We start from the raw sequence: 17,972 nt of genomic DNA, 5'->3' as shown, positions 1-17,972 counted from the left end.
GCGCCCGGGACGCGGCGAGGGCCCGCACCCCGGCTTCGCGGGGTGCGGGCCCTCGTACGGACGCGCCGGCCGGGGTCAGCGGGCGGTGGCGCCCTGCGGGATTCCGAGGGCGGCGGCGTACTGGGTGACGACCAGCTTGCCGAGCGCGCCGTACGCGCCGAGCACCTCGGAGACCGCGCAGTCGGCCTCCTTGGCCGCCGTGTCCAGCAGGCCCTCGGCGGCCTCGGGGCCGATCAGGTACGGCGCCAGCGCGAGCTGCGTGGAGCCCTCGCTGCGCAGCTGCTCGGCGACGGCGGCGACCGCGCCCTCCTGGTCCAGGGCGGCGGCCTTGACCGGCACCGCGAGGCGGGCGGCCAGCAGCATGCCGGTGACGCCGGCGACCTGCACTGCCTCCTCGCCGCCGGTGGTGGCGACGATGATGCCGTCGGCAGCGGTGGTCACCGTGAACAGCCGCGCGCGGTCGGCGCGGGCCAGGCCGGCCTCCGACAGCCGCACGTGCAGGCCCTCGGCGAGCAGCGGGTGCGGCCCGAGCACCTCGGCCAGCTCCACGGCGGCCGTGGAGTCCATGACGGCCTGGCGGATCCGGCGCAGCAGGTCGGCGTCGGGGCCGGCGAGCAGCGGGACCACCACGGCGTCCGGGCCGGACTGCTCCGGAACCTCGTGCCCCGCGGCGCGCGCGAACTCGGCGCGCGCGACGCGCTCGGCCGCGACGGCGCTCAGCACGCCCGACAGGGCCGGGAACTCGGCGCCGTCACCCTCCAGGAAGCCGATGCGGGCCTCCAGGCCGGGCAGCTCGGAGCGGCCCATGCTGATGATCTCTTCCGCGAGCCCGCGCGAGGCGGCAGAAGGCGCGCCGGGCACGGCGAGCACCAGCGTCGGCGCGCCCTCGGGGGCCACCGCGGGCTCGGGCCGGCGGTGGCGTCCCGTCTGGCGGGGTCGCGGCATTCGTACGGGCAGGCCATTTGCGGGCCCAGTGGGGGAGCTCATGGCGCCGCATGCTACTGGCTTATCGGAAGCAGGTGTTCGGGCAGGGTCCGGCCGGGCGGCATCTGTCCGTATTTATCCGATGAATGTCGTATACGGTTCAACCGAAAGATCCACTTGCGGACGGATCAGACCCCGGTAGGCAGCCGCCAGTCCACCGGCTGGGCGCCCTGCCGGGCCAGCAGGTCGTTGGTCCTGCTGAACGGCCGGGAGCCGAAGAACCCGTTGTCGGCGGACATGGGGGAGGGGTGCACGGACTCCACCGCCGGCAGGTCGCCCAGCAGCGGCCGCAGGTTGCGGGCGTCGCGGCCCCACAGGATCGACACCAGAGGCCTGCCGCGCGCCGCCAGCGCCCGGATGGCCTGCTCGGTGACGGCCTCCCAGCCCTTGCCGCGGTGGGCGTTGGGCTTGCGCGGCGCCGTGGTCAGCGAGCGGTTCAGCAGCAGCACGCCCTGCCGGGCCCACGGCGTCAGATCCCCGTTCGCGGGGCGCTGGACGCCCAGGTCCGCGTGGAGTTCGCGGAAGATGTTGTCCAGGCTCGGGGGAACCGGGCGGACCTCCGGGGCCACCGAGAAGGACAGGCCCATCGCGTGCCCCGGCGTCGGGTACGGGTCCTGCCCCACGATGAGCACCTTCACCTCGTCGAAGGGCTGCTGGAACGCGCGCAGCACGTTCGCCCCCGCCGGCAGGTAGGTCCTGCCGGCCGCGATCTCCGCGCGCAGGAAGTCGCCCATGGCGGCGATCTGCGCCGCCACCGGCTCCAGAGCACGGGCCCAGCCCGGCTCGACGATTTCTTTCAACGGTCGTGCAGCCACGGGGAGTCACTCTACTGGCCCAACGCCCGGCCCCGTGCGCCGCACTCCCCGTGAGGGCCGTTCAGGCGGGCAGCACCGCGGCCCGCACGCACAGCACGTCCGGCAGGTGCTCCGCGAGCAGTTCCCAGCTGTCCCCTTCGTCGCGGCTGGCGTACAACTCGCCGTTGCGGTTGCCGAAGTACACGCCGGCCGGGTCGGCGTCGTCGGTGCACAGGGCGTCGCGCAGCACGGTGCCGTAGTGGTCGCCGTCCGGCAGGCCGCGGGTGAGCGGCTCCCAGGTGGCGCCCGCGTCGGAGGTGCGGAAGACCCGGCACCGGCGCTCTGCCGGGACGCGGTCCGAGTCGGCGTTCAGGGGGAAGACGTACGCCGTCCCGGGCCGGCGGGGGTGCGCGGCGACGGCGAAGCCGAAGTCGGAGGGCAGCCCGGCGCCGATGTCGGTCCAGCTTCCGCCGGCGTCGTCGCTGCGGTACACGCCCCAGTGGTTCTGGAGGTAGAGCCGGTCCGGGTCGCCGGCGTCGCGGGCGACCTTGTGCACGCACTGCCCCCACTCCGGCTGCGGGTCCGGCAGGAACACCGCCGACACGCCGCGGTTGGAGGGGGCCCAGCTGCCGCCGCCGTCCTGCGTACGGAAGACCCCGGCGGTGGAGACCGCGACCGTGACGGCCGCCGGGTCGGCCGGGTGGGTCAGCACGGTGTGCAGGCCCTCGCCGCCGCCGCCCGGCATCCAGTCCCCGCGGGTCGGGTGCTCCCACAGCGGGCGGACCAGCTCGAACGACTCGCCGCGGTCGGCCGAGCGGAACAGCGCGGCCGGCTCGGTCCCCGCGTACACCACGTCCGGCGCCTCGGGCCCGGCCGGGTGCAGCTGCCAGACCCGTTCCAGGGAGGCCCCGGTGTCCTCGGGGAAGCGCACGGCCGGCCGGGCGGGCTCCCGCCACGTCGCCCCGAGGTCGTCGGAGGTGAACACGGACGGCCCCCAGTGCGAGCTGTCCCCGCCGACGAGCAGCCGGGGCACCGTGCGGCGCCGGTCGACCGCCACCGCGTAGACGGCCTGGGCGTGGAAATGCGGCCCCTCGAACCGCCACGGCCCGCCGTCCCTCCTGCGGCCGACGAAGAGCCCCTTGCGGGTCCCCGCCAGGAGCAGCACCTCTGCCATGATCGACACCTCCGGCCGTCCTCGGCCCGGCCGCACTTCCGCTCGTCCCGCCGGTCGCCTTCCGGCCAGTCTGCACCCGCGCCCTGGCTGCGGCCCGGCGGCGTGGCCGTGGCCCTGACCGGCTGACCGTCGGCGATCGACCGGCGCGGCAAAAGTGTGGCTACTTGATCGTAGGAGGCCGAAAGGGGTTGACTTCCAGCCTCAGCCACTGCTCGCGAGAGGCAATACGTGGTCACAGAGCACCTCTCCCCGCTCGACCTCGCCTTCTGGCGGATCGACTCAGCCGGCCACCCCATGCATCTCGGCGCCCTCGCGGTGCTCGACTCCGCCCCGCCGGGCCCCCGCTCCGACACCCCTCCCGCCACCGCCGCCCTCCCCGACCCGGCGGCCCGCGCCGCCGAACTCCTCGCCGCCCGCTGCGCCCGCGTCCCCGGCCTGCGCCGCCGCATCCACGACGTGCTCCTCCCGGTGGGCGCGGCCGCCTGGGCGCCGGACGCCGACTTCGACCCGGCCCGGCACGTCTTCCTCGTCCGCACCGACGACCCGCCGGCCGCCGCCGGCCCGCTGATGGCCAGACCGCTGGACCGGGACCGGCCCCCCTGGGAGGCGCACGTCCTGGCGGGCCCCGACCCGCGGTCCTTCTGCGTCCTGTTCAAGTTCCACCACGCGCTGGCCGACGGGCTCGCCGCCCTGGTCCTGGCCGCCCACCTCTTCGACGAGGGGCCTCCGCCCGGCCGGAGCGCCCCGCGGCCCGTCCCCGCCCAGGCCCCGGCCGGGTCCCTGCGCAGCCTCCAAGGCGCCCTCGCCGCGCGCCTCCAGGGCGTCGGCCAGGCGCTGGAGATCGGTGCCGCGGTGGCCCGCTCGGGCCTGCCGATCGGCGTCCCCGCCGCCCTGACGGCCACCGCGGGCGGAAGCGGCACCCGCGCGGTGGCCGCCCTGGCACTCGACCTCGACGACGTCAACCGCATCCGCAAGGTCGCCGGCGGCACCGTCAACGACGTCCTGATCACCCTCGTGGCGGGAGCCCTGCGGCGGTGGCTCGCCGGCCGGGGCAGCCCGGCCGCCCCCGGGGCCGGGCCGAGGGCGCTGATACCGGTCTCCCGCCGCAGGCCCGGCGTGGGCGCGAAGTACGGCAACCGGCTCTCCGGCTACCTGCTCCGGCTCCCGCTCGACGAGCCCGACCCGCTCCGCCGGCTCCAGCGGGTGCGCAGCGGCATGGACCGCAACAAGGACGCCGGCCCGTCCCGCGGGGCCGGGGCGGTTGCCCTCCTCGCCGACCACGTCCACCCGCTGGGGCACCGGCTGGGCGGCCCGCTGGTGGCGCAGGCGGCGCGGCTGCTCTTCGACATCCTGGTCACCAGCGTCCCCCTGCCCGGGTTCACCTTCTCCCTCGGCGGGAGCCGGGTCCGGGAGGTCTACCCGCTGGCGCCGCTGGCACAGGGGCACGCGCTCGCCGTCGCGGTGTCCACGTACAAGGACACCGTCCACTACGGGCTCGTCGCCGACGCGGAGGCGGTCCCCGACCTGGCCGCGCTGGCCGAGGCGCTGCGCACCGAGCTGGAGGACCTCGTCCGCGAGGTGTCCTGACGCCCCGTCCGGGCCCGGCCGCCGCGCCCGGGCCCGGACGGCCCGGGCGCGGCGGCGGGCCGGGTGTACTGCCCCGTGGAGCAAGGAGCGGCGTTCGGTGCGCGCCGAGGTTGCCCCGCGGCGTCGCGGCGCCGCGGGGCAACTCAGTACAGGCTTCAGGCGGACGGGGCGGCGGCGCGCGCCTCCGCGCCGGCGGCCGCCCGCCCCTCCGCGGCGGCGAGCAGCCCCGCCCAGTCCGGGATCTTCACCGAGCGGCGGCCGAGCGACCGGCCCAGATCGGCCTCGGCGGCCTCGATGGCCAGCCACCCGGGCCACTCCACGGGCCGCAGCCCGGCCGCGCGCAGCGCGTCCAGCGGGTCGCCGGGCAGCTCGCGGCGGGCCAGGGCGCCCGCGTCCTGGAGGAGGGAGGAGGCCGTCTCCTTGGCGCACGGCCGGTTGGTGCCGATCACCCCGGTCGGGCCGCGCTTGATCCAGCCGGCCACGTACTCCCCGACCGAGGCGCGGCCGTCCCGCAGGACCCGGCCGGCCGCGTGCGGGACGGTCGCCTTCGCCGGGTCGAAGGGCAGGCCGGGCAGCGGCACGCCCCGGTAGCCCACCGAGCGCAGCACCAGCTGCGCCTCGACGTCCTCGTACGTGCCGGTTCCGGTGACGCCGCCGCGGCCGTCCGGGGCGGTCCGCTCGAAGCGGAGCCCGGCGGCCCGCCCGCCGGGCCCGGCGAGCACCTCCACCGGGCGGAGGTAGAACCGCAGCGTGATGCGGCGTTCCGCGGGACCGGCCGGGCGGTCGCCCTCGGGCTCGGCCCAGCCGCGGAGCACCTCCAGGTTGCGCCGGGCCACCGCGGGCAGGGCGGCGGCACCCTCCGGCCCCGCCGCGTACGCGGGGTCGAGCGCCAGCTCGGCGGGATCGGCCAGGGCCGCGACGCCGGGCAGCGTGCCCAGCTCGCGCAGCTCCTTGGTGGTGAACCTGGCCTGGGAGGGGCCGCGCCGGGCGACCATCGACACCGCGCGCACCCCGCTGCCGGCCAGGACGCCGAGCGCCGGCTGCGGCATGTCGGTGGGCGCGAGCTCCGGTTCGCCGCGGGCGAGCATCCGGGTGACGTCCACGGCGACGTTGCCCGCTCCGACGACCACCGCGGAGCGGACCCCCGACAGGTCGAAGGCTCTGTCCGCGACGTCCGGGTGCCCGCTGTACCAGGCGACGAACTCCGTCGCGGAGTGCACGCCGGGCAGCTCCTCGCCGGGGATCCCCATCAGCCGGTCGCGGGCGGCCCCCACGCAGTACACGACGGCGTGGTAGAGCTCCAGCAGCCGCGCGGTGGACAGCTGCGGCCCGCCGGCCTCGACGTTGCCGAGGAAGCGGATCCGCTCGTCCTCCAGCACGGTGCGCAGGCTGCCCTGCAGCGACTTGATCTTCTCGTGGTCGGGGGCGACCCCGTACCGCACGAGCCCGTAGGGCGCCGGCAGCCGGTCCAGGACGTCGACGCGCACGCCCGGCACCTCCCGCTGCGCGACCAGCGTCTGGGCGGTGTAGACCCCGCTCGGGCCCGATCCGACGACGGCGACACGAAGCACGGCGGTACTCCTCCCGCAGGGATCTCCAGCATGGCACTGCGGCAGCGGGCCGTCAGCCCATGGCCCGCATCCGGTGGATCTCGGCGCTCTGGGTGGCCACGACCTCGTTGGCCAGCTCCTCGACGGCTGCGTTGTTGCCGCCCTTCAGGACCTCTCCGGCCATCGTGAGGGCGCCCTCGTGGTGGCGGGTCATCAGGGAGAGGAAGAGCCGGTCGAAGTCGGTGCCGCGGGCCGCTTCGAGGTCCTTCAGCTGCTGCTCGGTCGCCATGCCCGGCATCGCGCCGTGGTCGTGGCCGTCGGCTCCGTCGGGTCCGGGATGGCGGGCCAGCCAGGCCCGCATGACGGCGATCTCCGGCGCCTGCGCCGCCGAGATCCGCTCGGCCAGCCGCTTGACGGCGTCTTTGGCGGCCCTGTCCGGGGCGAGCGCGGTCATCCGGATGGCTTGTTCGTGGTGTTCGACCATGTGCCGCATGTAGGCCCGGTCGGCGGCGTTCGGGCTGTCGTCGGGCCGGCTGCGGGCGGCCTCCTCGGGGGAGAGGGTGCGCGCCTTCTCGCCTGGCCGGCCTGGGGCGATGACGGCGGCCGCGTCGTCGGAGGCGGCCGCGTCCCCGGAAGGAGCCGAGCCCCCTCCTCCCGTACAGCCGGTGAGGGTGAGGAGGATGCAGGCGCCCGCCGCGGCGGGACCGAGGAGCCGGCGGATTCGACCGGGTAAGCCCTTTGCCATGTCCATGATGAGGAACATACTGCGGTCGTCCGCATTCCACTCCCACCCAGAGCGGAATCGACCGGACAGCATGGGAGGGCACAGTGACCCCGAACCACACCGCAGACCCCCGGCGCACCGGCCGCGGCAGCAGGAGGGCCCGCACGGCGGCCGCCGCGGCGGGCGGCCTCCTCGCCGCCCTGCTCGCCGCACACCCCGCGGCCGCCACCCCCGACCCCGGGGACCTGTCGCCCGGAGCAGGAGCCCCGCGCAGTGCGGCCCCGCCGGCCGGCCGCGTACTCCCGCCCGGCGGGATCCCCGGCCAGGACGAGATCGTCCACAGCCCCAACATCACACCGCTGGCCAACATCCCCCGCGCGTTCCCGAACGACATCAACACCGACCTGGCCTTCCAGGGCCGGTACGCCTACGCCGGCAACTACGGCGGCTTCACCATCTACGACATCGCCGACCCCAAGGCCCCGAAGACGGTCAGCACGGTCCTGTGCCCGGGCGGCCAGAACGACATCTCCGTCCACGGAGACCTGCTCTTCCTCTCCACCGACTCCTCGCGCAGCGACGACTCCTGCAACAGCGTCTCGCAGCCCGCCACCGAGAAGTCCTCCTGGGAGGGAATCAAGATCTTCGACATCAAGGACAAGAAGAACCCCCGCTACATCAAGTCCGTCGAGACCGCCTGCGGTTCGCACACCCACACCCTCGTGCCGAACGGCCGGGACATCTTCGTGTACGTCGCCTCCTACTCCCCGAACGAGGCCTTCCCCGACTGCCGCCCGCCGCACGACGGCATCTCCGTCGTGAAGGTCCCGCGCAAGGCCCCCACCCGGGCCGCCGTGGTGGGCTTCCCCGTGCTCTTCCCCGACGGCGGCAACCCGGGCGCGCCCACCAACCCGGGCGTCTCCAAGACCACGGGCTGCCACGACATCACCGTGCTGCCCTCCAAGAGGCTCGCCGCCGGCGCGTGCATGGGCGACGGCATCCTCTTCGACATCCGCGACCCGGAGCGGCCCCGGGTGATCGACCGGGTCCAGGACAACACCAACTTCGCGTTCTGGCACTCGGCGACCTTCAACGAGAAGGCGGACAAGGTCGTCTTCACCGACGAGCTCGGCGGAGGCGGCGGCGCCACCTGCAACGAGGCCACCGGCCCGAACCGCGGCGCGAACGGCATCTACGACATCACCGGCCGCGGCGACCACCGCAAACTGGCCTTCCGCAGCTACTTCAAGATCCCGCGCCACCAGGCCGACACCGAGAACTGCGTCGCCCACAACGGCTCGCTCGTCCCGGCCGCCGGACGCGACATCATGGTCCAGGCCTGGTACCAGGGCGGCGTGTCCGTCTGGGACTTCACCGACTCCGCCGAGCCCCGCGAGATCGGCTACTTCGAGCGCGGCCCGCTCGGTTCCGACGCGCTGTCCTTCGGCGGCTCGTGGTCCGCGTACTACTACAACGGCCACGTCTACTCGAACGACATCGCCAAGGGCCTCGACGTGCTCCGGATCGACGACCGGCGCACCGACAGCGCCGCGCGGGTCCGGCTCGACCGGCTCAACGTCCAGACCCAGCCCGTGTACCGCTGACCCGGCCCGCCGCCGGCCCCGGTCACCGGGCGGCGGCGGGCATCCCCTCCGGCGGAGCCGCCTCCGGCGGGAAGCCCAGCTCCCAGTCCAGGCCGTACCGCTGGAACAGCTCGGCCCGCAGGCGGGCCGCCGGCATCGGCGCGCCCGGCAGCAGGACCGCCACCACCGCCCCCATCAGCAGCGCCCGCAGCAGCGGGTAGTCGGTGTCCACGTCGGCCGAGCCGTAGCGCTCGACGGTGTCCCGGAGCAGCGCGGCAAGCCGCTGCTGCTCCGGGCACTGCACGAAGCCCTCGGCCTGCAGGATGCCCGCCATGTGCGTCCGCATCAGCAGCGGCCGCTCGCGGGCCAGCCCGAGCACCGCGTCGACCGCGCGGGCGAGGCGCTCGCGGCCGTCGTCGCTGCGCGGCTCCCGCTCCAGGGCCGCCTCCAGCGTGAGGTGCATCAGGCGGTGCACCGCCGACTGGAGAAGCTGCCGCTTCCCCGGGAAGTAGTACGAGACGAGGCCCCGCGCGGTGCCCGCCCGGTCGGCGATGTCCCCGAGTGTCGTGGCCTCGTAGCCCCGCTCGGCCACCAGCTCCACCGTGGCCTGGAGAAGCCGCTCCCGGGAGCGTCGCCGCAATTCTTCATTGACCGATGCGCTGCGCGGCGACATGCTTACTCCTGCGTTGACTGGCTTCCAGCCAATATACTCGGCGCACGGCGCCGGCTGCTCTGCGCGACGCGGGGGATCGCGCAGGGCACGCCCGCGCCGGGACACCGTCAGCGCCGGCGTCGCAGCTCCAGGGTGGCGACGACCGCCACGCCGAGAGTGACGTGCATCAGCGACAGGGCCGCGACGGTGCCGCCGTCGGTGTCCGACATCAGCGGACCCGCCACCGACAGCAGCGCCAGCCCGCCGCCCGCCCACTGCGCGATCCGCAGGAAGACCGGCTTCCACAGTGCGAGCAGCAGGGCGGCGCCCACGCCCGCGACCAGCGGGACGACCGAGGACCCGACGACCCCGGCGGCCGTGACCGGGTGCTCCTGCCCGCGGTCCATGACGGTGAGCGAGGCGCCGGCCGCTCCGGCGACGGCGAGGACGACCAGGTTGACCACGGCCGATCCCGCCGCGCCGGCTGCCAGGAGCTTCCACCAGGCGAGGCGGGGGCGGCGGGCCGGGGCGGCGGCGGACGCGACGGGGGCGGGGCCGGGAACGGTGCTGCTCGACATGGGACTCCTCCACGAGACGAAGTGCCGCGCCGGGCTGCGGCGGCGGCATGGGAGGAAGCCTCCGACCGCAACCGCACTTGAGGTCAAGTCCTGCCCGAGAGCTCCCGGCGCCCGTCCTCCGCAGGCGCCGTACGGCGCACCCGCAGGGGCACCGTGATCGCCAGGGCCGCCAGCCCCGCCCCCAGTGCCCAGCCGCCCAGCACGTCCGACGTCCAGTGGACCCCGAGGAAGACCCGGGTGAAGCCGACGCCGAGCACGGAGACGGCTGCCAGGACCGCCGCAGCAGCCACGGCCCACGCCGGCGCTCGCGGCACCCGCCGCAGCAGCAGCCACAGCAGCATCAGGCACACCGCCGCGGCGGTCGCCGCATGGCCCGACGGATAGGCGGCGTAGGAAGCGGAATCCACGGGATCCGGCCACTCCGGCCGCTCGCGCCCCATCAGTGACTTCATCCCCTGGTTCACCAGGGCCGCCGCCGCCGTCGCCGCCGCCACCCGCAGGGCGAGCTCGCCGCGCCTGCGGCGCCACAGCCACACGCAGGCCGCCACAGCCAGGACCCGCATCGTCCACGGGTCCCAGACCAGGTCGGAGAGGACCCGCACCGCGGCGGTGGCCTCAGGGTTCCGGACGGCGTACGCGTGCAGCCGCACCGCCACCGCGCCGTCACCGGACAGCAGCGGCCGCCATCCCACCGCCACCAGGACCGTCAGCACCACCCAGAGCACCGCACAGCCGACGCCAGTCCACCGCACCCACCCGCATCGCATGCGGCGATCCTCGCACCATCCCGCCCGCGCCGCCGGTCGCGCCACAGCCCCGTGCCCTGTATCGGGTTGCCCCGAGGCACAGCCGGGCAACCCGATACAGGCCCTACTGGGCGAGCGCGCGCAGCCCCGGCACGAACGCCACCAGCAGCGGAACCGCCGGGACGAGCGTCGCCAGCGCCGTCAGCCGCAGCCGGCGCACGGGCGACAGCCGGGGCGTCGCCGAAAGCAGCCGCCGCACCCGCTCCGGCACGTGCGGTTGCGGGGCGGGCGAGGGGCCGAAGACGCCCCGGTCCTCGTTCAGCCCCACCAGGGCCAGCGCGATGGTCAGCCGCCCGAACCGGCGCGACGCCACGTCGTCCGCGGCCAGCTCGACCAGCCGGTGCATCTCCGCCTCGAACGCCGCGAACACCGGGACCTGCGGGAACCCGCCGGCCAGCGCCCGCGCGCAGTGCAGCAGCCAGTCGTGGCGGGCCGCCGCATGGCCCTGCTCGTGCGCCAGGACGGCGTCCAGCTGGCTGCCCTTCAGCCTGCCGAGCGCAGCCGTCGTCACCACCAGCTGCGGCGCCGGGCCGGGCAGCCACCACGCATCGGGCCGCGGCCCCTCCAGGACGACGAGCCGGGCACCCGGCGCCGGCGCCTCCCCCGGCAGCAGCGGCGCCCGCACCAGCAGCTCGGCGCCCCGCGCCCGCCGCCCCGCCCGCGCCCGCAGGACCTCCCGGGCCAGCCGCACCCCGGTCCACAGCCCGCCGCCCGCCAGCAGCAGCGCGGTGCCGACGGCCCACGGGCCGCCCGTCGGGCCGAGACCGTACGCGTCGACCACCCCGTGCGGGGCCGCCGCGAAGAGCCGGCCGCGGACCGCCAGCCATGCGGCTGCCGCGCTGAACACCATCGACAGTGCGAAGCACAGGAGCACCGCCCCCACCACGCACTGCCACGCCCAGAGCGCGACGACCGGTTCGCGCTCGGTCCACTGGGCCCGGGCCAGCAGGCGGGGAGCGAGCACCGCGGTCAGGGCGCCGAGCAGCAGGAGAACGGCGGGGACCATCATGGCGCCAGCCTATGAGGGCCGGACTACCGCCGGGTACGCACTGCGGCGATTGGTGACGCAGGACACGTTTCCCCGCCCTCACATCAGCAGCAGCATCGCCAACATGCCGGTCCCCATGGCGAGTCGGCAGGCGCGCGCCACTTCCCCGGCCTCCCGGCCGCGCCCCGCGCCCGGCCCCGCCGCCGCGGCGGACACGGCCGGCCCCGCGGCCACCAGCCGCGCCCCGCCGAGCAGGACGTACGCCGCGTAGTACAGGAGCAGTGCCCCGGTGACGAGCGGCGGCCCAGCGGACCCGCCGCCCCCGTGCCCCCCGTGGCCGCCGCCCGCATACACGGCCAGTGCCATGTACGCCATGGCCAGCGACCCGACCAGGTGGTGCGTGTGGTGCAGGCCCCGCCGCAGCAGCCAGACGGCGTGCAGCGCGGCCCCGCAGCACAGGACCGGCAGGATCCGCGCCCCCCACGGGGCCGTCCCCGGCGGGAGGGCCATCACCGCCATCCCCACCGCCATCACCGCCTCGCCCGCGGCCGGACCGCGCTCCGGCCGCCCTGCCGTGCACGCCCGGTGCAGGCAGCAGCCGCCGCTCACGGCGCACACCAGCACGGTCAGCCAGGCGGGGAGCGCGGCGGCGAAAGAGGACCAAGAGGACATCGCTGGACCGTGCACGGCTGGCCCCCCGGTTCTCGTCGGCGTCAGGGGAAGAGATGCCCCGGCCGGACGGCCCCCACGCGGCGCCCGGTTAGGCTGTCCTCGCCCCACCGGCATGCCGCATGCCGCTGAGCACGCAGAACGGAGCCCGCCGATGCCGACCGCCCAGCCCGCCGAACTGGAGTTCCGCCCCGCCGTCGAGGCCGACGTGCCGGAACTCGTGGCCCTCGTCGAGTCGGCCTACCGGGGCGATGCGAGCCGCGCGGGATGGACCACCGAGGCGGACCTCCTGGACGGGCAGCGCACCGACCCGGACGGGGTCCGCGCCGTCATCCGGACCCCCGGCAGCGTCCTCCTCGCCGTGGAGCGCGACGGCGAACTCGTCGCCTGCTGCCAGCTCGAACACCGCGGCGACCACGCCTACTTCGGGATGTTCGCGGTTCGGCCCGGCCTCCAGGGGGGCGGCCTCGGCAAGGAGGTCCTCGCCGAGGCCGAGCGCCGCTGCCGCGAGATGTGGGCGGCCAAGGAGATGCGGATGACGGTGGTCAGCCTCCGGGAGGAGCTCATCGCCTACTACGAGCGCCGCGGCTACCGGCGCACCGGCGAGCTGAGCCCCTTCCCGTACGGCGACGAGCGCTTCGGCGTCCCCCTCCGCGACGACCTCGCCTTCGAGCTCCTGGTCAAGACGCTGTAGCGCGGCGCCGCCCGCGGGCGGGCTCAGGCCGTGAACCGGCCCGTGCTGCGGATCTCCGGGAAGTCGGTGGCCGCGCCGTCCAGTTCGAGCGCCCGCGCCAGCCGGAGGTGGTCCAGGGAGTTGACCGTCCAGCCGGTGACCCGCAGCCCGGCCCGGTGCGCCGCCTCCACCGTCTCCAGCGTGAGCCGCCGCAGGTTCAGGGCCAGCGTGCGCGCCCCCGCGGCGAGCGCCCGGTCGACGACGTCGTCCGCCTCGTCGCCGCCGAGGTCGCAGGAGAGGACGGTCCGGCCGCCCGGGACGAGCCGGGCGGCCTCGGCGAGCACCGCGTCGTGGAAGGACGCCACCTCTACGCGCCCGGCCAGGTCCCGCTCCACCACCAGCCGCGCCAGCGCCGCGGCGGCCGGCAGGTCCCGTACCGACACCTGCAGCGGTGTCCCCACCGCCTCCAGGACCTCCTCGAAGAGCGGGATCCGCTCGCCCTGTCCGGCGTCCAGCCCGCGCAGCTCGGCGGCGGTCAGGTCGGCGACGGCGCCCGTGCCGTCGGTGGTGCGCTCCACCCCGGGGTCGTGCAGGGCGACGAGGACGCCGTCCTTGCTGAGCTGGAGGTCCAGGGCGATGACGTCCATGCCGCAGCGCTCCGCGCGGACGAACGACCGCAGCGTGTTCTCCGGCTCGACGCCCATGACCCCGCGGTGACCGATGGTGAGGAAAGTCAAGGTTCTCTCGCTTCCGTCGACGGCGGCTGCCCGCGCGGTCGCGGCGTCCCAGGTCCGGCGCGCGCGGTGAGGACGCATGCTAGTGCGCCGCGCACGCGATGAGACCGCCCGTGCACGCACCGCTACGGCGCCGGGGGCCGGTTCCCGCCAGGGCCGTCCGCCCCCGCCCGGTGCCGGCGGGCCCTGCCGCGTCACCCGCGGGTGGGCGCGCCACCGCGGCCTTGACGAACTGACGAAGCGTCTGCTGTGGCAGTCGAGGGCGGGAAGAATTGCGGTCGCGCCGGGGGGTACGCCGAATATTTTCCTGGCCCCCTCTTGAGCGGGACACCCTCCCGTGCATACCCTGGGTTTACGTGAGGTTCTCCTGTGGAGGAAGTGACATGACGGAAACTCTTGTGCCGGGTTCTGGCGGTGCGGTGATAACCGCCGGTGCGCGGGTGGTCGACCACCCGGCGTGGCCCGAGCTCAAGGCCGCCGTGGAGGAGATCCGCCCCTGGCAGGCCAAGGACGGCTCCATCGACTTCGAGGCCGCCGACGCCCCGGCCAAGGCCGACGTCGAAGCCGCCGTCGAGCGCGTGGTCCACGCGGTGGAGACGCTGTCGCCGCTGATGCCGTACGCCGCCGAGTACCACCGGGCGCTCGTCGCGGACCTGCGCAAGTGGGTCTCCGAGGGCTTCGGCGTGCCGGACTTCCTGGACTCGCTGCTCGCCTTCCAGCCGGCCGCGGAGCGCGTCGAGGGCCGCCAGCACCTGGTCGTGTTCCCGATGTACACGCAGAACGGCAACCCCGACCGGAACCTCGAGGCCGTCGTCCTGAAGATGGTGTGGCCCGAGTGGCTCTCCGAGCTGGAGCGCACCCGGTACGACAACCCGCTCTTCCTCGGCATCACCTTCGAGGACTTCACCCCGGGCTACGACACCCACTCCGCGGTGCTCTTCCCGGAGACCATCGCCGTCCGCGAGGCCCCCGAGCGCTTCAGCTGGGGCGGCATCTTCTGCGACCGCGAGGCCGCCCGCTACCGCAAGGTGACCGAGGCCGCCGTCGACATCCTGGGCATCGAGCTCCCCGAGGACATCGCCCGCATGGTCGAGGACCAGGAGCGCTGCGAGAAGGCCTTCGTCCTGTGGGACATGGTGCACGACCGCACCCACAGCCACGGCGACCTGCCGTTCGACCCCTTCATGATCAAGCAGCGCCAGCCGTTCTGGATGTACGGCCTGGAGGAGCTGCGCTGCGACCTCACCGCCTTCAAGGAGGCCGTGAAGCTCGAGTCCGAGGGCAACGAGCACGGCCGCGACGTGCAGTACGCCGTCCTCTTCGACCGGATGTTCCGCTTCCCGGTCTCCGGCGACCGCAACCGCAACTACGACGGCCTCGGCGGCCAGCTGCTCTTCGCCTACCTCCACAAGCACGACGTCGTGCGCTGGACGGACAACAAGCTGAAGATCGACTGGATGCGCGCCCCCCAGGTCACCAACCAGCTGTGCGCCGAGATCGAGGAGCTGTACCGGGCCGGCATCGACCGCCCGAAGCTCGTCCACTGGTTCAAGGCCTACGAGCTGGTCTCCACCTACCTCGCCCCGCACCCGGGCTCCAAGTGGGCCAAGGGCCCCGACGCCCTGGACCTCACGCAGCCGCCGCGCAAGCTCGTGGACGACGTGCTTCCGGACGAGTTTCCGCTCAGCATGTTCTACGAGGCCCTCGCGAAGAAGCTCAAGGGTGTGATCGCCTCCACCAAGGGCATCACCGCCCCGACCGCGGACGCCGCCGAGCAGGCCGCCGCGTGAGCACCCGCCCCCAGGAGGCTGCACAGATGAACACCGGAAACGCCGCGGACGCCGGGACCGCCGAGGCCCCGCTGAAGGGCGCCGTCGTCGCGGTCGCCGGGGCCGGCGGCCCCGCGGGCCGGGCCGCCCTGATGCGCCTTGCCGAGGCCGGCGCCGTCGTCGTCGCGTCCGACGCCGACGCGGCGCGCCTCGCCGAGGCCGTGGACGCGGCCCGCTACGCCCATGGCGGTGCCACCGTCACCGGCGACACCGTGGACCTGCTCGACCTGGAGGCCACCAAGGCGTGGGCCGACCGCATCGAGAAGGAGTTCGGCCGGGTCGACGGCCTCGTCCACCTCGTCGGCGGCTGGCGCGGCAGCACCTCCTTCACCGAGACGGACCTCGCGGACTGGGACTTCCTGGAGAAGCTCCTCATCCGCACCGTCCAGCACACGTCGATGGCCTTCCACGACGCCCTGCTGCGCAGCGGCCGCGGGCGCTACGTCCTGGTCAGCCAGTCGGGCGCGCACAAGCCCGTCGCCAACAACGCCGCCTACAACGCGGGCAAGGCCGCCGCCGAGGCCTGGACCCTCGCGATGGCCGACTCCTTCCGCAAGGCGGGGGGCGACGACGGTCCCGGAGCAGCGGCTGCGATCCTGGTGATCAAGGCACTGGTGCACGACGCGATGCGCGCCGAGCGCCCCAATGCGAAGTTCGCGGGTTTCACCGACGTCAAGGACCTGGCCGAGGCCATCGCCGGCGTCTGGGAGAAGTCCGCCATCGATGTGAACGGACAGCGTCTGTGGCTCACACCGCAACCGTGAAGACCGACGCCGGCCGCCGGCACGACCCGGCGGTGCGCGGTTTCGCGAGCGACAACTACGCGGGGGTCCATCCGGAGATCCTGGAGGCCCTCGCCCTCGCCAACGGCGGCCACCAGGTCGCCTACGGGGAGGACGAGTACACCGAGAACCTCCAGCGGGTCATGCGCAGCCACTTCGGCCCGTACGCGGAGGCCTTCCCGGTCTTCAACGGCACCGGCGCGAACGTCACGGCCCTCCAGGCCATGACCGACCGCTGGGGTGCGGTGATCTGCGCCAAGACCGCCCACATCAACGTGGACGAGGGCGGCGCCCCGGAGCGGATGGCCGGCCTGAAGCTGCTGGCCGTGCCCACCCCGGACGGCAAGCTCACCCCCGAGCTCATCGACCAGGAGGCCTGGGGCTTCGAGGACGAGCACCGGGCGATGCCGCAGGTCGTGTCGATCACCCAGAACACCGAGCTGGGCACCGTCTACACCGTGGACGAGGTCCGGGCCATCTGCGAGCACGCGCACGCGCTCGGTATGAAGGTGCACCTCGACGGTGCCCGCATAGCCAACGCCGCCGCCTCCCTGGACGTGCCGATGCGCACGTTCACCAACGCGGCGGGCGTCGACGTGCTCTCGTACGGCGGCACGAAGAACGGCATGATGTTCGGCGAGGCCGTCGTCGTGGTCAACCCGGACGCGGTGCGCCAGATGAAGCACGTCCGCAAGATGTCGATGCAGCTCGCGTCGAAGATGCGGTTCGTCTCCGTCCAGCTGGAGGCGCTGCTCGCCAAGGACCTGTGGCTGCGCAACGCCCGCCGGGCCAACGGGATGGCGCAGCGGCTGGCCGCCGGCGTCCGCGAGACGGACGGGGTGGAGATCCTCTACCCGGTCCAGGCGAACGCGGTCTTCGCGAAGCTGCCGCACGAGGTGTCGCGCAGGCTCCAGCAGCGCTACCGCTTCTACTTCTGGGACGAGGCCGCCGGCCACGTCCGCTGGATGTGCGGCTTCGACACCACCGAGGAGGACGTCGACGGCTTCCTCCAGGCGCTGAAGGAAGAGCTGGCCCGCTGACCGGACCGCACACCGCCGCGTGAATGAATATACCCCCGACTGCAATTTCATTGAATTGCGGTCGGGGGTATGGCTATGCTCCGCTCCATGCAGGTGATCCCGCTGAGCCCGGACGAGCGCGCGTACACATCGGCGAGCGAAGCCATCGACCACGACCATCCGTACGTCCGGGAGCTGGCCGGCAGCCTGTGGTCCGCCCACGGCGACGCATACTCATACGCCAAGGCGGCCTTCGAGTTCGTCCGCGACACCGTCCCGCACTCCGCCGACTCCGGCGACCTGCGCGTCTCCTGGCGCGCCTCCGACGTCCTCGCCACCCGCAACGGCATCTGCCACGCCAAGTCGCACGCCCTCGTCGCCCTGCTGCGGGCCCGGGGCATCCCGGCCGGCCTCTGCTACCAGCGGCTGACCGAGGACGACGGCACCGAGCCCCTCGTCCACGGACTCACCGCCCTCCGCCTCCCCGGCTCCCGCGGCTGGGCCCGCCAGGACCCGCGCGGCAACAAGCCCGGCGTGGACGCCCAGTTCCGGCTCGGTGCCGAACGGCTGGCCTTCCCCGTCCGCCCCGGGCTCGGCGAGACGGACTACCCCGACCTGTACGCCGACCCCCACCCGGCCGTCCTCACGGCCCTCCGCGGTTCCGCCGACCGCCGCGAACTGTGGCAGAACCTGCCGAAGGCCCTGTAGCGACGCCGCCGCGCCGCGCGCGCCCGCGGGCAGCGCCGCACCGCGCACTGGCCGCGACCCCGGCCAGCAGCCACTGCGGTGGCGCCTGAGCCGCGAACCCGGTGGGCGCCGCGCCCAGGAAGGCGGCCGTCGGCTTCA

At 74.6% G+C, this 17,972-nt stretch carries 18 protein-coding genes; 7 read left to right on the top strand and 11 right to left on the bottom strand.

Annotated features, from left to right (window positions below; all coding sequences use genetic code 11):
* Positions 1-75: 75 nt before the first annotated feature.
* From C0216_RS19060 to C0216_RS19050, 3 genes are all read right to left on the bottom strand, one after another.
* Positions 76-987: a sirohydrochlorin chelatase gene (locus C0216_RS19060; RefSeq protein WP_114056447.1), complete on the bottom strand. Its 912-nt coding sequence runs from the start codon at positions 985-987 to the stop codon at positions 76-78.
* A 125-nt stretch (positions 988-1,112) separates the two neighbouring features.
* A complete protein-coding gene (locus tag C0216_RS19055; protein WP_114056446.1) occupies positions 1,113-1,799 on the bottom strand; it encodes a uracil-DNA glycosylase in 687 nt (228 codons plus the stop codon).
* Between the two features lie 61 nt (positions 1,800-1,860).
* Complete coding sequence (locus tag C0216_RS19050; protein WP_162793266.1) at positions 1,861-2,952, bottom strand: WD40/YVTN/BNR-like repeat-containing protein; 1,092 nt, start codon at positions 2,950-2,952, stop codon at positions 1,861-1,863.
* 228 nt (positions 2,953-3,180) lie between these two features.
* On the opposite strand from C0216_RS19050, the gene C0216_RS19045 reads away from it, so the two are divergent.
* Positions 3,181-4,539: a wax ester/triacylglycerol synthase family O-acyltransferase gene (locus C0216_RS19045; RefSeq protein ID WP_114056444.1), complete on the top strand. Its 1,359-nt coding sequence runs from the start codon at positions 3,181-3,183 to the stop codon at positions 4,537-4,539.
* Positions 4,540-4,694: 155 nt separating this feature from the next.
* Here C0216_RS19045 and C0216_RS19040 read toward each other — a convergent pair whose 3' ends face one another.
* Both C0216_RS19040 and C0216_RS19035 read right to left on the bottom strand, forming a co-directional pair.
* Positions 4,695-6,110, bottom strand: a complete 1,416-nt coding sequence (locus tag C0216_RS19040; protein WP_114056443.1) for an FAD-dependent oxidoreductase — start codon at positions 6,108-6,110, stop codon at positions 4,695-4,697.
* 52 nt (positions 6,111-6,162) lie between these two features.
* Positions 6,163-6,840: a DUF305 domain-containing protein gene (locus C0216_RS19035; protein ID WP_114058778.1), complete on the bottom strand. Its 678-nt coding sequence runs from the start codon at positions 6,838-6,840 to the stop codon at positions 6,163-6,165.
* A gap of 77 nt (positions 6,841-6,917) precedes the next feature.
* On the opposite strand from C0216_RS19035, the gene C0216_RS19030 reads away from it, so the two are divergent.
* Positions 6,918-8,417, top strand: a complete 1,500-nt coding sequence (locus C0216_RS19030) for an LVIVD repeat-containing protein (protein ID WP_114056442.1) — start codon at positions 6,918-6,920, stop codon at positions 8,415-8,417.
* A gap of 22 nt (positions 8,418-8,439) precedes the next feature.
* Here the strand turns inward: C0216_RS19030 and C0216_RS19025 are convergent, their stop codons facing one another.
* From C0216_RS19025 to C0216_RS19005, 5 genes are all read right to left on the bottom strand, one after another.
* The gene (locus tag C0216_RS19025; protein WP_114056441.1) at positions 8,440-9,069 is read right to left on the bottom strand and encodes a TetR/AcrR family transcriptional regulator; all 630 of its coding nucleotides are present in this window, start codon (positions 9,067-9,069) and stop codon (positions 8,440-8,442) included.
* Positions 9,070-9,176: 107 nt separating this feature from the next.
* Positions 9,177-9,626, bottom strand: coding sequence for a DUF6069 family protein (locus C0216_RS19020; RefSeq protein ID WP_114056440.1), 450 nt, complete (start codon positions 9,624-9,626; stop codon positions 9,177-9,179).
* A gap of 83 nt (positions 9,627-9,709) precedes the next feature.
* Positions 9,710-10,378, bottom strand: coding sequence for a phosphatase PAP2 family protein (locus C0216_RS19015; protein WP_342777118.1), 669 nt, complete (start codon positions 10,376-10,378; stop codon positions 9,710-9,712).
* A 118-nt stretch (positions 10,379-10,496) separates the two neighbouring features.
* The gene (locus C0216_RS19010) at positions 10,497-11,441 is read right to left on the bottom strand and encodes a M56 family metallopeptidase (RefSeq protein WP_114056438.1); all 945 of its coding nucleotides are present in this window, start codon (positions 11,439-11,441) and stop codon (positions 10,497-10,499) included.
* Between the two features lie 78 nt (positions 11,442-11,519).
* Entirely contained in the window at positions 11,520-12,092 is a 573-nt protein-coding gene (locus tag C0216_RS19005; protein ID WP_114056437.1) for a DUF5134 domain-containing protein, read from the bottom strand.
* Positions 12,093-12,243: 151 nt separating this feature from the next.
* On the opposite strand from C0216_RS19005, the gene C0216_RS19000 reads away from it, so the two are divergent.
* On the top strand, positions 12,244-12,783 hold the full coding sequence (locus C0216_RS19000) for a GNAT family N-acetyltransferase (RefSeq protein ID WP_114056436.1): 540 nt from the start codon (positions 12,244-12,246) through the stop codon (positions 12,781-12,783).
* Between the two features lie 23 nt (positions 12,784-12,806).
* On the opposite strand, the gene C0216_RS18995 is transcribed toward C0216_RS19000, so the two are convergent.
* Positions 12,807-13,499 (bottom strand): glycerophosphodiester phosphodiesterase, encoded by a 693-nt coding sequence (locus C0216_RS18995; protein WP_114056435.1) that lies wholly within the window; start codon positions 13,497-13,499, stop codon positions 12,807-12,809.
* Between the two features lie 380 nt (positions 13,500-13,879).
* On the opposite strand from C0216_RS18995, the gene C0216_RS18990 reads away from it, so the two are divergent.
* From C0216_RS18990 to C0216_RS18975, 4 genes are all read left to right on the top strand, one after another.
* On the top strand, positions 13,880-15,286 hold the full coding sequence (locus C0216_RS18990; protein ID WP_114056434.1) for a DUF6421 family protein: 1,407 nt from the start codon (positions 13,880-13,882) through the stop codon (positions 15,284-15,286).
* A gap of 26 nt (positions 15,287-15,312) precedes the next feature.
* On the top strand, positions 15,313-16,089 hold the full coding sequence (locus C0216_RS18985) for an SDR family NAD(P)-dependent oxidoreductase (protein ID WP_114056433.1): 777 nt from the start codon (positions 15,313-15,315) through the stop codon (positions 16,087-16,089).
* Positions 16,086-17,147: a threonine aldolase family protein gene (locus C0216_RS18980; RefSeq protein ID WP_114056432.1), complete on the top strand. Its 1,062-nt coding sequence runs from the start codon at positions 16,086-16,088 to the stop codon at positions 17,145-17,147. The genes C0216_RS18985 and C0216_RS18980 overlap by 4 nt, the downstream gene beginning before the upstream one ends.
* A gap of 87 nt (positions 17,148-17,234) precedes the next feature.
* On the top strand, positions 17,235-17,834 hold the full coding sequence (locus tag C0216_RS18975) for a transglutaminase-like domain-containing protein (protein ID WP_114058777.1): 600 nt from the start codon (positions 17,235-17,237) through the stop codon (positions 17,832-17,834).
* The last annotated feature ends 138 nt before the right edge of the window (positions 17,835-17,972 follow it).

The organism is Streptomyces globosus (assembly GCF_003325375.1).
In the GTDB taxonomy this organism is placed as follows: domain Bacteria; phylum Actinomycetota; class Actinomycetes; order Streptomycetales; family Streptomycetaceae; genus Streptomyces; species Streptomyces globosus_A.
The sequence above is the reverse complement of the archived record's forward strand: the minus strand, read 5'-3'. Positions and strand labels throughout refer to the sequence as shown.

What these genes read in the sequence shown, in the direction of transcription:
- C0216_RS18975 (WP_114058777.1), top strand. Translation starts at nt 17,235, where the DNA reads ATGCAGGTGATCCCGCTGAGCCCGGACGAGCGCGCGTACACATCGGCG.
- C0216_RS19035 (WP_114058778.1), bottom strand. Translation starts at nt 6,840, where the DNA reads ATGGACATGGCAAAGGGCTTACCCGGTCGAATCCGCCGGCTCCTCGGT.
- C0216_RS19050 (WP_162793266.1), bottom strand. Translation starts at nt 2,952, where the DNA reads ATGGCAGAGGTGCTGCTCCTGGCGGGGACCCGCAAGGGGCTCTTCGTC.
- C0216_RS19010 (WP_114056438.1), bottom strand. Translation starts at nt 11,441, where the DNA reads ATGATGGTCCCCGCCGTTCTCCTGCTGCTCGGCGCCCTGACCGCGGTG.
- C0216_RS19020 (WP_114056440.1), bottom strand. Translation starts at nt 9,626, where the DNA reads ATGTCGAGCAGCACCGTTCCCGGCCCCGCCCCCGTCGCGTCCGCCGCC.
- C0216_RS19060 (WP_114056447.1), bottom strand. Translation starts at nt 987, where the DNA reads ATGAGCTCCCCCACTGGGCCCGCAAATGGCCTGCCCGTACGAATGCCG.
- C0216_RS19005 (WP_114056437.1), bottom strand. Translation starts at nt 12,092, where the DNA reads ATGTCCTCTTGGTCCTCTTTCGCCGCCGCGCTCCCCGCCTGGCTGACC.
- C0216_RS18990 (WP_114056434.1), top strand. Translation starts at nt 13,880, where the DNA reads ATGACGGAAACTCTTGTGCCGGGTTCTGGCGGTGCGGTGATAACCGCC.
- C0216_RS18985 (WP_114056433.1), top strand. Translation starts at nt 15,313, where the DNA reads ATGAACACCGGAAACGCCGCGGACGCCGGGACCGCCGAGGCCCCGCTG.
- C0216_RS19025 (WP_114056441.1), bottom strand. Translation starts at nt 9,069, where the DNA reads ATGTCGCCGCGCAGCGCATCGGTCAATGAAGAATTGCGGCGACGCTCC.
- C0216_RS19000 (WP_114056436.1), top strand. Translation starts at nt 12,244, where the DNA reads ATGCCGACCGCCCAGCCCGCCGAACTGGAGTTCCGCCCCGCCGTCGAG.